Genomic DNA, 13573 nt, shown 5'->3' with positions numbered 1-13573 from the left:
TCCTCCTGCCAACCCCGGTCTATACCTTTTCCATAGATCAGTAATTATTTCACATTTTGGGTTTTCCCGTCATCAACAGCTACAAAATAATCTTCATTCAAACCGTACTGCTGCAGAATTTTCATTAATGTTCCGTCTTGTTTCATATCATTTAACGCTTTATTGACTTCAGCTAAAAATTCTTTATCTTCAAAACGTAACGCAGCGCCAATTTTGCCTGCAGCCTCTGCTTCATACGGGCTTAGGATTTTCAAGTTCAGACTCGAATCCTGCTTGATCGTGTAACCGGCCACAATGCCATCGGTCACGCAAGCATCAATTTTCCCGGTATTAACAGCCATCATCAGTTCTGCCTGGTTGCTGAATATTTTTAAATCCCTCACTTTTCCTTCCGACAGCCATTTCTGGGCTACTTCCAGAAAAGCCGTTCCCTTTTGCCCGCCAACTACTTTATCTTTTAGATCTTCTTTGGTTTGAATGCTGGAATCTTTTTTAACAACAACCGCTTCGCCTTCTTTATACCAGACATCGGTAAATAAAGCTTTTTCCAAGCGTTCCGGTTTGATATACATGGCATCGGTGACCATGTCGACAGTGCCGTTATTTAATTCAATCAGCAAATTTTCAAACGGTATCTGCTTCATTTCCACCTTATTAATGCCCAGACGTTTAGCGACTTCCCTGATAATGTCGGCATCGACGCCGGAAAACTGGTTATTGGTTGCATCAATATAAGCAAACGGGGCGTCATTGGAGGAACCTACTATCAAAGCACCTTTTTCTCTTAATGTATTTAACGTGGCACTGGCATTAGGATCTTTCCTGGCCGCAGTAGTTTTTGCCGGTTCGTTGGAAGAACCACACCCTGCCAATATTGCGGATACTATAAACATAACAACCGCTAAAAAAGCATACTGTTTCCACACTTTCTTCATCATGATTATCCATCCCCCTCTTTTCGTTAAAACTGAAAGCTGCATAAAACGGTTACCATCTTCCTCAATAATGCATCCGCCCTTTCCATGAACTGTATGATTCTTAAAGCTGGTATTTTACAAAATTTGAAGATAAAATCACTCGCAAAATACGAATACCCAACATAAGGTCTAGTTATTTTTTAATCGCTCTTCCACATATTTAACCAGATGAGACAACGGAATACTGATAATCAAATAGGACAGCGCCAGAAAAGTGTATGATTCAATCGTCAAAAAGGTTTGCGAGGCAAAGCTTTGGGTGCGCAGCAGCAATTCATTAACCGCCACGTACGCTAACAGGGAAGTATCTTTTACCATCATAACCAGGTAATTCCCGAGGGAAGGTATAATGCTGCGTAATGCCTGGGGAATTACAATACGGAATAATGCCTGGTACTTTCCAAATCCCAGCGCCAGAGCCGCTTCTGTCTGCCCGGAATCAATGGAAAGAATCGATGCCCTGATTACTTCCGACATATAGCAGCCATAATTAATGCCCAATCCCAGAATACCTGCCGTCAGCGATGCGATCTGTACATCGGTTTTATAGCCAAACATGCCGGCTATGAGATTCAACAGCAAAGGAACCACATAATATATATATACAAGCTGTACAAGTAACGGCGTTCCCCGGATCAATTCCAAAAAGAGGTATAGAAAGCCTTTAATTACTTTGACACTCGAGAGCCTGCCTATGGCAATGACCATTCCCAAAACGGTTGCCAGTAAAAACCCAAAAATAGTTGCCTGAATAACCACGCCAAAACCGTGTAGCAGAGAAGGAATTAATAAATCCGCTGCTTTAGCAAAATGTAGTGTCATATTGTCCCTCCTTATAAAACTCTTGCCAGAAATTCTTTCGTTCTTTGCTGTTCCGGATGATTAAAAATCTTTTCCGGCGGGCCCTCTTCCACAATATAGCCTTTATCCATGAATACCACGCGATCCGCCACATCTCTTGCAAACCCCATTTCATGGGTGACCACAATCATTGTCATTCCCTCGGCGGCCAGCTGTTTCATGACTGCCAAAACATCTCCCACCAGTTCCGGGTCCAGGGCCGAAGTGGGTTCATCAAAAAGCAGCATTTTAGGTCTCATGGCCAAAGCACGGGCAATGGCCACACGCTGCTGCTGCCCACCGGAGAGTTTGGCAGGATATTCGTTTATTTTATCGGACAGCCCAACCTTATCCAACAGGCTTACCGCCAATTCCCGTGCCTCCGCTTTTTTCATCTTGTTGATATGTATCGGCGCATAAGTCAGGTTTTCCAGCACGGTAAACATGGGAAACAGATTGAATTTCTGGAATACCATACCGACTTCTTTCCGGAGTTTTTTACTGTCCAGATCCGCGTCAATCAGCGTTCCGGAATAATAAATTTTCCCGCTTGTCGGTACTTCAAGAAGATTCAGGCAGCGCAAAAAAGTGCTTTTCCCGGAACCGGACGGGCCGATAATGCAAACCACCTCGCCCTCTTTAATCAGCATGCTGATACTTTTCAGCACTTCCAAATCGCCAAATTTTTTGCCCAATTTCGATATGTTAAACATATAATCTCCTCCTGAAATCCTTAGTTTAGTTTGAAGGAAATAAAAAACACCTGACATAGAGAGCCACTACCAGTTATAGGAATAAAAACAAAAAGCAAAGAACCTCACTAAGCATCTTTGCTTTCCTTGTGAACCATTCCGGTATTCCCTTGTCCGCTGCCGCAAATTTCCGTAGACAATACTGCCAGGCTAAACGTATGCAATCACCCTGAGAAAACAAAAAAGATGCTCACCGACATAAGATACATTTATCTTAGTCATTAGCATCTTTGCTCAATTTTTATCATTTGCTTTGTTCCATTATAACAAAGCGGAAAGGCAATGTCTATGGATATATCTCACAATATAACTTGCAGCAAATTGTGAAAAATACACAAAATTACCACCCCTTCTCTTTCCAATATATTTCCATGTCAGCTAAATAATACTGGTTATCACCGGCACTGATCTTATCCGGGCGGCCCTCGTTGAATTCCACATCACTCAAAGCCTGGCGCATCGCTTCTTCCAGACTGGCATACTGCTCTTCTTGTAACGAGCCTCGCCTATAAAACCGGTATACCACTAGTTCCCCCATAAACTGACCATCCCCGTTGTCCTGTATCGATATAACTGGCAATTGTTTGCTTTTAGAATAAAACTTTCTTGTTACAAATTTGTTACAACTATATTACAATTCATGGAAACAGTCTATTCCCAGGCGGAATCAACAAAAAAAAGCCCCTATCTCCGGGAGATAAGAGCCGTAGCCAGACTAAAAACCTGGTCCACGCAGTCTTCATTAACGGTTAAACAATCGACTGCCGGTCTTGCCAGACTTATTCAAGCCCGCATATTCATCAAGGCTGTATTTACCCGGGCCAACAAAAAGTGCCGCCAAAAAACTGAAGCCATCCTCCAACGACTGTGAGGCTTTTAACAGTCCCTTATCGCCAACCATCTGACTGACAAAGGCAACACCTAAATTGAAAACAAGCAGGAAACAGGCAAGCCGGTAAAACAAGCCTAAGGCAACGAAGAGGCCGCCGAAAAATTCGGCAAAGCCACTCATAAATCCCCAGAAAGCCGGCATAAAATAGATTCCAAAGGTTTCCATTGTTTTCCCTAAGGCAGTCCATTTTTCGATACCGCCAAAAATCTTGGGAAACCCATGCCACATAAACATACCGCCAATTCCCAGACGGAAAATCAGCAAACCAAGATCTTGATAAGACTGCAGTCTTTGGCTGAAAAAAATATATAGTTCTTTCATAGCCTGTCAACCCTCCCTTTATGTTACTACGGATAGTATCTTTTTTCTTTAGATTGGTAGCAAATTTAGAAACGGCTCACTAAACGCTTTAGTAATTCGCCCTTCTCTTTTTTATTATAGCAAAAAAACACAATGCCAGCATATTTTTCGTAGTACCGGCATTGCCAATAGAATCCGGCACTGCAGATACCAGGCTTCTATTGCGGGTTTGCCGGCTCTTTCATAAGCAATTTTGAACCTTCATTCAACAGAAACGGAACCAGGCTAAAAAACAGCACCAGCCCCCAGTCAGACAGCGACAAATTTTGTACCTTAAATGCATTCGCAAAAAACGGTATGGTAATGACGCCAAACTGCAGGATAAACCCCAACACCACCGCGCCGATTAAGTATCGATTGGAAAACACCCCAAGCTGGAATACCAACTTGTGAAAGCTTCGCATGGACAGTGCAAAAAACAGCTGTGTACCGGCCAAAACGACAAAGGCCATGGTCCGGGCATTGACCATTACCTGTTCCGGTATATCGGGGGAATTCAGGCTATAACCAAATTGAGCCAGCCCAAAATAGAAAGCCGTCAAGGTCAACAGCCCGATTAATATCCCGCCGGTAAGTACCCGGATCGCAGCGCCATGGGCAAAAAAGCTTTCTTTCGGGTTCCTGGGCTTTTTATTCATAACATCCTTATCGCCGGGATCGACACCAAGTGCAATCGCCGGAAATGAATCGGTAACCAAATTAATCCACAAGATCTGCGTTGCCAGCAGCGGTACCGGCCAGTAAAACATTACCGCGAATAGGATGGCGACAACTTCGCCTAAATTACAGGCAAGGAGAAATATGACTGTTTTTTTTATGTTATTATATATATTTCTGCCTTCCTCTATCGCATGGACAATCGTTGTAAAGTTATCATCGGTTAGAATCATATCGCTTGCACCCTTTGACACATCGGTGCCGGTAATCCCCATAGCGACGCCGATATCGGCAACTTTCAAGGAAGGGGCATCGTTCACTCCGTCTCCGGTCATCGATACGATATTCCCCTGCGACTGAAATGCTTTGACGATTTTAACCTTGTGCTCGGGCGACACGCGGGCAAACACACGGTAGTTCCTGCATCTTGAAAAAAATTCTTTTTCCGATAGATTATCTATTTCACTGCCGGTAATACTCTGCTCCATTGAGCTTGCAATTCCCAGTTCTTTCGCAATGGCAACCGCCGTATTTTTATGGTCGCCGGTAATCATCACCGGAATAATGCCGGCCTTCCTGGCTTTTTCTATGGTAGCCTTAACCTCCAGCCTGGGCGGATCGATCATACCGGCTAAGCCGATAACGGTTAGCTCCTTCTCCATTTCGTCCGGCTCAATCACATCAGACGTATCTTTATAAGCTGCGCCCAGCACTCTTAGCGCATCATTAGACATTGTTTCTGCAACAGTTAGGTATTCCGCTTTCAATTCTTCCGTTAGCGGAACGACCTTTCCCTGTACTAAAGCCCTTGACGATATCTTTAAGATAGTATCCAACGCACCCTTGGTATGTACCCGGTAGCCATTCTCCTCTTCCGTAAGGGTAGACATCAACTTTCGGTCTGAATCAAAAGGCTTTTCGCTGACCCGTTTATGTTCTGCCTGCAGTTTTTTTCTTCCCAGTCCATATTTTTCCCCAAATACCACTAAAGCAACCTCGGTAGGATCACCGGTGCTTTCTCCATTTTCATAGGTCGCATCCGAGCAAAGAACAAACGACTTGATTAATTCCTTTCCATCTGTATTCCCCGGATGGAACTCCCCCGCTTCCGCCGGTACCTGGCCGAGATTTCCTGCCGTATAAAACTTGACAACGGTCATCCTGTTTTGCGTGAGCGTTCCGGTCTTATCTGAACAGATAATGCTGACCGACCCCAGTGTTTCCACTGCAGGAAGCTTTCTTACTATGGCGTTTACCCTGGATATTCTGGTCACGCCAAGGGCCAGCACAATGGCAACGATAGCCGGCAGCCCTTCAGGAATGGCGGCCACAGCTAAACTAATGGCTGTTAGAAACATCTCAAACAGCGGTCTGTCTTGGAAAAGGGAAATAACAAATATCAATACGGTAATGCCGAGAGCGATATACCCCAGCGTCTTGCCGAGTTCTTCAAGCCGTTTTTGCAATGGAGTCATTTCATCAACATCGTCATCCAGAATCCTGGCAATCTTGCCAATTTCGGTATCCATGGCAGTTGCCACGACAATGCCTTCCCCTCTGCCGTAGGTGACCAACGTTGACATGAAGGCCATATTGGCTTGGTCGCCAATCGGCGTTTTGGTATCTGCCGGCACGTCCGCCGCGTTCTTTTCCGTAGGAACGGATTCTCCGGTCAGCGCAGATTCTTCAATTTGCAGGTTTGCACTGTTGATGAGCCTGAGATCGGCAGGAACATACCTGCCCGCATCAAGAATGATCACATCGCCGGCCACTACGTTTTCCGAATTGATTTCTTTTACTTCCCCGTCACGCCTGACCACCGCCCGCGGTGTGGCCAGACGTTCCAGAGCTTCTATTGCTTTTTCGGCTTTACTCTCCTGAACAACCCCGATAACCGCATTTAGAAATACCACCAGCAGGATAATCGCGGCATCAACCCATTCTCCCACCACCACGGTAATAACTGCCGCTCCCAATAAAACATAGATCAGCATATCCTGCAACTGAGCAAAGAACAGCTCTAAAAAGCTCTTCCTGGGCCTGCCTTTTAATTTATTGGGGCCATCCTTTTCCAGTCTGGCTTGTGCTTCTGCAGAAGTCAATCCGTCCGCCGGATTGACACGCAGTTCAGTAAGAACTGCTTGAGCTGATTTTGAAAACCACATGTTTATCCGCTTTCCTTTCCGTGTTTACCGCTTACTAAAAGCCTGATTTGATGTTTGAAGTGTATCCTGCAGGAACTGTTCTTATGCGGTATTAAGTTTAAAAAGCCGCTAGCATCGTCAAAATGGAATGGGCTTTTTATACGTAAAATGTCACACTGTCTTTAGCTTGCAGGAAAAAATTGTTCTACCCATATTGACAACTGCACCATGTCAATACTATAATGATGTCCAATAAGAATACTTTACCGATGATGACGGAAAAAAGTAACTCAGTAGTTTTCATACAGAGAGCTGGTGGCTGGTGCGAACCAGTTGAAAATGCCGGGTGAAGTTCCTTCCTGAATTGCAGGCTGAAATAGCAGTAGGCCGTGCCGTATGTCTACGTTACAGACAGTAAAGTGGATCTTGCGATCGAAACAGGGTGGTACCGCGGCTTTTCGCCCCTTTGGTACGCCCTTTTTATTTTGTCATGATCTAAATGGGTGGTACCGCGGAGCTTTCGTCCCTTATCTGGAGGGGCGATTTTTTCTTTTATGCCCGGCATAGAAGAATATGTTATGGAGGAACCGATAAAGGAGGCTATTATGAATATCGCTTTTAGTATTGTATGCCTGTACATCGTTTTATTGTTCATGATCAGTTATTATGCCAAACGGCGCGCTGCCGGGGATGCTGCCAACTACGTACTTGCCGGCAGGCAGCTCACCACCCCGCTGATTACCGTGTCGATTGTCGGCCTTGCCGTTGGCGGAGCCTCGACCATCGGAGTGGCTGAACAAGCCTACAAAGTCGGGCTTTCCGCCGGCTGGTATACCACTGCCTGGGGCCTGGGAGCCATTGCCATGGGGGCTCTGGTTGCCAAAAAATATCGTGAACTGAATATTACGACCATACCGGAGATGTTGGGCCGCTATTACGACAAAAAAGGCATGATTGCCGGCATCGCCTGCCAGATTTTAATTCAATTGGTCGTTATGTCCCTGCAGTACATCGCCGGCGGCAGTATTCTCTGTGCCTTAATGCCGGAGATATTCACCCTGACCTCGGGTATGCTCACCAGTGCCGTGGTGTTTATCGGAATCACTTTAATCGGCGGCATGTGGTCCGCCAGTATGTCGAACATCTTAAACGTTTCTTTAAAATATATTGGCATTATCCTGGCTACCGTTGTTTGTGTACATCGTGTCGGCGGTATGGAAAATCTTAAAGCCCGGCTTCCGGCCAATGTCCCCTACCTGGACTTTATCGACGGGGTTGGCATCCTCGGTATCGTCAGCTGGATTGTGGTATTGGTTACCGTCAATTTATCGCTGCAGAGCATCATTCAAATATCACTGGGAGCCAGAGATGTGAAAACGGCACAAAGAGGCTTCATTATCGGCGGGCTGATGATGCTTCCCATCGGATTTGTCAGCGCTTTGATGGGTGTTCTGGCCAAATCGATGTTTCCCGCTATGAGTCCCGCTCTCGCCCTTCCCAAAATCATCATGTCTCTGGATCCGCTTCTCGCCGGTATCACGCTGGCCGCCCTCTGGGCCGCCGACGTATCAACGGCCTGCAACCTGCTGCTCAGCTCGGCTACATTATTTTCACAGGATATTTATAAAAAATTCATCAACCCGCACGTCAGCGAGCCGCATTTTGTTGTTGCAACCAAATCAGCCGTAGTGATTCTGGGCCTGTTTACCCTGACGCTGGCGATGACCATCAGCGGTATCATCAGCACATTAATGATCGGACTCAGCCTCACCGCAGCCTTTAGTGTTATCGTTTTATTTACGCTTTTTGCTCCGGGTCTTTGCCGCAAAAATTCCGCATTTTATACCATACTGTCCGGCGTAGTCGTGCTGATCCTGTGGCAAACCACTCCGGCGGTCCGCATATTCCCCCATGTGATTTATCTCGAATGGCTTGCCTGCTGTACAACTTTTTTACTCACTTATGCATTCTGCCCGTCACAAAAGCTGCAAGCCGGCCTGTCTAACCCGAGGGAGTAAACGGAATAACAAAATAGCAGTGAACAGGTGAACCTTAGACCGTTTTGTCTAAGGTTTGCTCTCCTGCAAGCCTTCCTGCTATGACGCCAAATGAATAAAAACAGCGCAGCAGTTTCTCCTCAATATTTCCAAAAAAAATAAATAAGCCACCGGCAGCAGCAAATGCTACAGCATAAAATCCCTTTTCCGGCAAACACTATAGCTGGAACAGCAGAAATTATTACTCCAGAATAAGGAGACCTCTATGGAAGATCAACATATGCCTATTTCCGCATTAGAAAAAAAACGGAGGTTCATTACCGGCAACGAAGCGGTAGCTTTAGCCGGCATTGCCGCCAGGGCGGATGCCCTCTTTGGTTATCCGATTACTCCTCAAACGGAAATTATGCAATACTGGGCAAAGCTTGCCCTAAGGTATAATAAAATTTTCTTGCAGACGGAAGACGAATTATCTGCAGGCTACTATACCTTAGGTGCCGTTATGACAGGAAAAAAAGCTTTCACCAGCACGGCGGGCCCCGGGAACGTACTGATGCAGGAGCCTCTGGCTATGGCCGAAATGATGAGAATCCCCATTGTCTCCGTCATTCAGCAGAGAGGCGGCCCCTCTACGGCAACCGTAATTTACGGACAGCAGGAAACAACCTTAACCGCCTATGGAGGAAACGGGGAAGGGCTTCGCATTGTATATTCCACCGCCAGCCATCAGGAGCTTTTTGACTACACCATCAAAGCCTTTAATGCAGCCTGGCAATACCATTTCCCCACCTTTGTCCTTGGCGACGGATATCAGGGTAAAATGAAGGAATCGCTGGTGGTGTACGATCCGGAACTTGAGGGAATCAATCTGGTCAAGCCTCATCCGCTGATAGGGTTTGAACCAAACGGCTATAAGCATCACCGCAATACTTATAATACAGAAGATGAGCTGTATGAAGTATTGCAAACTCACCTAAAAGACTATGAATCTATGGCGCCCGCCGTGGTTGCGTGGGACAATCGCTGGTGCAGGAATGCCGATACCATTTTAATCAGTCACGGTATTGTCAGCCGTTCTTGCCTGGCCGCCTGCGAATTATTCCAGAACGAGGGAAAACAGATTGGCTACTTCCGTCCCATTACCCTCCGCCCTTTCCCAGCCACGGAACTTCGCGAAGCTGCAGCCAATGCCAAACAAATCATTCTTTTTGAATCCGCCCAGGGACAGCTTTATAAAATGGTGGCAGAAGCCCTATACGGGCTGACGGTTCCAATTAAACCGGTATTCCGTCCCGGTCTTGGCATAACAACGGAAGAAGTATACCGTGAAACACGAAATCTACTTCCCCAGGAAGGGTGATCAAATGCAAGATCTACTAGTAGAAGGAAGATTCCAACCAGCTTTTCCCCGCTCCTGGCTGACAACTACCAAACCGCACAATTTCTGTCCCGGCTGTGGCCATGGCATCGTCCTTAAATGCCTGGGACAGGCCATAGATGAATTACAGATAGCCGACAAAGTGGTTTACGGCTGTGATATCGGCTGTTCGCTGTTAAGCTGGAATTTCTTCAATACCAATTGTATCCAAACTCATCATGGAAGAACAACCCCTTTCATTGCCGGCGCTAAGCGGGCCACACCTGAAATTGTAGGAATTGCTTATATGGGTGACGGTGGCGGCTACGCCATTGGAAGCCAGCATCTAGTCAATGCCGCATTACGCAATGAAAAGATTACCATTATACTGGTCAACAACGCCAACTATGCTATGACGGGTGGTCAAATGGCCCCGACTACGCTGCCGGAGCAAATTACCGAGACAAGTCCCGATGGAAAGAATGTTGAATTATCAGGTCCTCCCTTCCTCGGCCCCGAAACCGTTGCGGCCATTAGCCAGGAAGGTGCCTATATCGCCAGAGGGACCATGTCAAATATCAAGCAGTTGACTAAATTCATCCGCAAGGGACTGGAAAACCAACTATCCGGCCGCGGTATATCTTTCATTGAGGCACTGTCTTCCTGCCCGACGAACTGGAAAACGAACGCCGAAGAAACCTGGAATTTTCTTGAGAAAGAGATGGGGTCGTATTTTAAAATCGGCGAAATCAAAGTCCCCGTCACTGAGGAGGGCTCCCATGCAGGACATCATTAAGATACTGCTTGCCGGCGAAGGCGGCCAGGGGATACAATCCATTGCCGAAATATTGGCAGAAGCCGCTAATCACAGTCAAAAAGAAGCACTGTATATTCCCAACTTCGGAGTTGAGCAGCGCGGCGGCATCTCCATGGCTTATTTGCAGATTACAGACAGCGGTAAAAAAATAGGCGCACCCAAGTTTGAGCTAGCCGATTTTTTGATCGCACTAAGTTCAAGAGCTCTGTCCCGCACCAGGCACCACGCCGGCAAAGATACCGTCTATATTTACGATAACTCCCTGATCGAACCGGCCCAAGTAAACGATGAAATTATCGGAATCCAATATTTTGAAAGCACTCCTCCCTGCCCGATCAGCCGGGAAGAAGTAAAAGTCGGCGAAGAAGACCTGGGTGATAACCGAAGCTGTAATTTCTATCACCGCAATGAAGTTAGCGAAAAGAAAATACCGCGTAACGTGAAACATATCCTGTCCTTCCCGGCTAATGACATTGCCAAAAATGAACTGACCCCGCGAGTGTTCAATATTATGATCCTGGGCGTAGTGGCTGCCGCCATAAACATAGTACCGCTGGCAGCGATAGAACAAGCATTGGAAAATAAGCTGGCAGCGAAATATAAGAAAAACGGCAGCCTGCGGGAACTAAACAATAAAGCGCTAATACGAGGCTATGAACTCATGAGCACTCTTTTTAAAGGAGAGACAAATGGATAAACCGGAAGAAAAAAAAACAAACTGGAACGTTGTCCGCTATGACAATCCCCGGGGAATATGGCTTGGGTTTCCCGGGCTCTGTAAAGGCTGTGGACTTTGTATCTATAAGTGCCCTACCAAAGTCATTCATTGGTCAAAGGAACTCGGCGTTTACGGTACGCCAAGAGTTCAGCCAAGAATGGAGGGCTGTATCGTTTGCGGCATGTGCCAAATGGTCTGCCCCGATTGTGCCATTCGCATTGAAAAAAAACCTCTCTAAACGTTGATTTCCGTTTATTCGCTGCGATGCTAATTGGTTTATCGGAATGCGGAGTGCATTGGACCGAATTGATTTTGATTAGTATAGAACAATATAGGAAAAAGGCGTAGATAAAGACAGCTTTCCGATCGAAAGCTGTCTTTATCTACGTTGAATGACCGCCAGAAACTTACAGTAACATTCCTGCGGCAATGGGGAACAAATAAGGTAAGAGAATTATCGGAGGTGATGTGGATTGAATCTGCTGAATCGCCTAAATGCCAGAATAAAAGAAGAAGGCTGCAGCCAGACCTTGAAATATGTCACGCTGGTCTGTGCCGATGCCTTGGCGTCCTATTTGCGCGATACCTATCTGGATATAAAATATAGCGGCCGGGTTTTGCATGGCAACCAGGCAAGCAACTATCAACAGTTAGGAGCCAATGAAGTCTACCACACCGACTACAGCGTAATGCCGATGCTGTTTAGTACCGTGAATATTAAACCGGATGATATTCTTGTCGATGTAGGCTGCGGTAAAGGGCGGGTCATCAATTACTGGCTGAGCCAAAGACTGCCGAATCAAATCATCGGCCTGGAAATTGAGCCTCAAATAGCTTCTGCTACCGCCCGCCAGTTTGCCGGCCATCCTAACGTGAAAATAATCCCGGGCGACGCAGTCGCCAATCTCCCGCCGGATGGTACCCTATTCTATTTTTACAATCCCTTCAAGCAGGAAAAGGTAGCCGAATTTGCCCAAAAGCTGTCTGACGCTACGGGAGAAAAACCGGTGAAGGTTATTTATTATAACCCGAAAAGTTTGCATGTATTTGAAAACGGTCAATGGTCCGTGGAAAGGATCAACTTCGAGGAACAGTTTGGAATCAAGCGCTGGGGGCGGCTCAATAAGTACCATGATCTGGCACTGATAACCAAGGCCGGCAATAAACCGGAACAGAACCGGCCCCGGGCGGTTTCCTCTGCTCCTTCTCGCAGTGAAACAATTAACTGTCAGTGAAAAATTTTTTCCCGCAAGGCCTGCCGTACCTTGCAATTCACTAAAAACAGGCTATAATTAGAAATAGGTGGAAATTAAAAAGTCGCCGTGACCTGAAAGTGTAGGAGCACTTGCAGGCACGCGCAAGGTGTACGAGCACCTACACGTAACAGCCAGGCTGTCCACGGACGACATGTTTATTATACAACGTCCTTCCTGCCCAGCACAAGCGGCAGGCTCTGTATAATGGCACTGCCGCCAGGATGCGGCTGTTGGTGCGGCTTGATGCAGCAGCTGATTCAACCCCTCCTCAATTTGTCTTTGCCGGCAGAAGAGATGCCGTACCGGCTTGCCGGATCGTTCCCGGCTGACCGGCTATTGGGGATTGTGCAGAAGACGAAGCAAAGCGCATGTGTAGGGTAACCCTCGCATGCGCTTTTTAATTTCCCCTGTAAACAAGCTGGCGGCCATGTTCTTTGCCGTGCCGCAGCTTAAGTATAGGGGGTATACATATGTTAAAAAATATCTTAACCCAGGCGTTTGATCAGTATGTTTTTGACAGGGTGAACGACATCCTGCTCACAGCCGGCACTGCGGATGCAAAGTACGGCAAAGCCGTATCGGACGTCCGCGCCACGCTGACACAGCTCATGAATCTCGCCTGGGAGCTGAAAGCGCAGCACCCGGAACTGCTTGATCTGGTTATGGATTATGAAACCTTCACCGCCTTCGAGTCCGGGCTTGCGGCCGAAATTGCCTACCGGCAGGGGCTGCAAGATCAAAACCGCATACGCCAGGAATTCAGTGCTTTCATTCAGGAAGAATTAACCGTTGCGGAAAAAAGCTGA

The 13573-nt window shown here is 46.7% G+C and carries 14 protein-coding genes and 1 other annotated feature; of the genes, 8 read left to right on the top strand and 6 right to left on the bottom strand.

The genetic code is table 11. The annotated features are described in order from the left end of the window. Positions 1 to 44 precede the first annotated feature (44 nt). From P22_RS14595 to P22_RS14570, 6 genes are all read right to left on the bottom strand, one after another. Positions 45 to 938 (bottom strand): substrate-binding periplasmic protein, encoded by an 894-nt coding sequence (locus P22_RS14595; protein WP_235814668.1) that lies wholly within the window; start codon positions 936 to 938, stop codon positions 45 to 47. Between the two features lie 168 nt (positions 939 to 1106). Then, the gene (locus tag P22_RS14590) at positions 1107 to 1799 is read right to left on the bottom strand and encodes an amino acid ABC transporter permease (protein WP_054260965.1); all 693 of its coding nucleotides are present in this window, start codon (positions 1797 to 1799) and stop codon (positions 1107 to 1109) included. An 11-nt stretch (positions 1800 to 1810) separates the two neighbouring features. Continuing rightward, positions 1811 to 2530 carry an amino acid ABC transporter ATP-binding protein gene (locus P22_RS14585; protein ID WP_054260964.1) on the bottom strand — a complete coding sequence of 240 codons (720 nt, stop codon included), beginning with the start codon at positions 2528 to 2530 and terminating at the stop codon, positions 1811 to 1813. A gap of 379 nt (positions 2531 to 2909) precedes the next feature. Continuing rightward, on the bottom strand, positions 2910 to 3107 hold the full coding sequence (locus P22_RS14580; protein WP_054260963.1) for a hypothetical protein: 198 nt from the start codon (positions 3105 to 3107) through the stop codon (positions 2910 to 2912). A 204-nt stretch (positions 3108 to 3311) separates the two neighbouring features. Then, a complete protein-coding gene (locus P22_RS14575) occupies positions 3312 to 3782 on the bottom strand; it encodes a DoxX family protein (RefSeq protein ID WP_054260962.1) in 471 nt (156 codons plus the stop codon). Positions 3783 to 3979: 197 nt separating this feature from the next. Beyond that, the gene (locus P22_RS14570; RefSeq protein ID WP_054260961.1) at positions 3980 to 6643 is read right to left on the bottom strand and encodes a cation-translocating P-type ATPase; all 2664 of its coding nucleotides are present in this window, start codon (positions 6641 to 6643) and stop codon (positions 3980 to 3982) included. 242 nt (positions 6644 to 6885) lie between these two features. After that, positions 6886 to 7153, top strand: a binding site (T-box leader). Positions 7154 to 7227: 74 nt separating this feature from the next. Here P22_RS14570 and P22_RS14565 point away from each other — a divergent pair. The 8 genes from P22_RS14565 to P22_RS14535 all read left to right on the top strand — a co-directional run bounded on the left by P22_RS14565 (position 7228) and on the right by P22_RS14535 (position 13573). After that, positions 7228 to 8640: a sodium:solute symporter family protein gene (locus P22_RS14565; protein WP_054260995.1), complete on the top strand. Its 1413-nt coding sequence runs from the start codon at positions 7228 to 7230 to the stop codon at positions 8638 to 8640. A 244-nt stretch (positions 8641 to 8884) separates the two neighbouring features. Continuing rightward, positions 8885 to 9979: a ferredoxin oxidoreductase gene (locus P22_RS14560; RefSeq protein ID WP_235814666.1), complete on the top strand. Its 1095-nt coding sequence runs from the start codon at positions 8885 to 8887 to the stop codon at positions 9977 to 9979. 4 nt (positions 9980 to 9983) lie between these two features. Then, positions 9984 to 10772 (top strand): thiamine pyrophosphate-dependent enzyme, encoded by a 789-nt coding sequence (locus P22_RS14555; RefSeq protein WP_054260960.1) that lies wholly within the window; start codon positions 9984 to 9986, stop codon positions 10770 to 10772. Then, complete coding sequence (locus P22_RS14550; RefSeq protein ID WP_054260959.1) at positions 10756 to 11490, top strand: 2-oxoacid:acceptor oxidoreductase family protein; 735 nt, start codon at positions 10756 to 10758, stop codon at positions 11488 to 11490. The genes P22_RS14555 and P22_RS14550 overlap by 17 nt, the downstream gene beginning before the upstream one ends. Beyond that, a complete protein-coding gene (locus tag P22_RS14545; protein ID WP_054260958.1) occupies positions 11483 to 11749 on the top strand; it encodes a 4Fe-4S dicluster domain-containing protein in 267 nt (88 codons plus the stop codon). Before P22_RS14550 ends, P22_RS14545 begins: the two co-directional genes overlap by 8 nt. 235 nt (positions 11750 to 11984) lie before the next feature. Next, positions 11985 to 12746, top strand: coding sequence for a class I SAM-dependent methyltransferase (locus tag P22_RS14540; RefSeq protein ID WP_054260957.1), 762 nt, complete (start codon positions 11985 to 11987; stop codon positions 12744 to 12746). 225 nt (positions 12747 to 12971) lie between these two features. Next, the gene (locus P22_RS20625; RefSeq protein ID WP_156318980.1) at positions 12972 to 13148 is read left to right on the top strand and encodes a hypothetical protein; all 177 of its coding nucleotides are present in this window, start codon (positions 12972 to 12974) and stop codon (positions 13146 to 13148) included. An 89-nt stretch (positions 13149 to 13237) separates the two neighbouring features. Then, positions 13238 to 13573 carry a hypothetical protein gene (locus tag P22_RS14535; protein ID WP_054260956.1) on the top strand — a complete coding sequence of 112 codons (336 nt, stop codon included), beginning with the start codon at positions 13238 to 13240 and terminating at the stop codon, positions 13571 to 13573.

Source organism: Propionispora sp. 2/2-37, from assembly GCF_001298735.1.
GTDB lineage: Bacteria > Bacillota > Negativicutes > Propionisporales > Propionisporaceae > Propionispora.
This window is presented reverse-complemented; position numbering and strand designations above follow the sequence as displayed.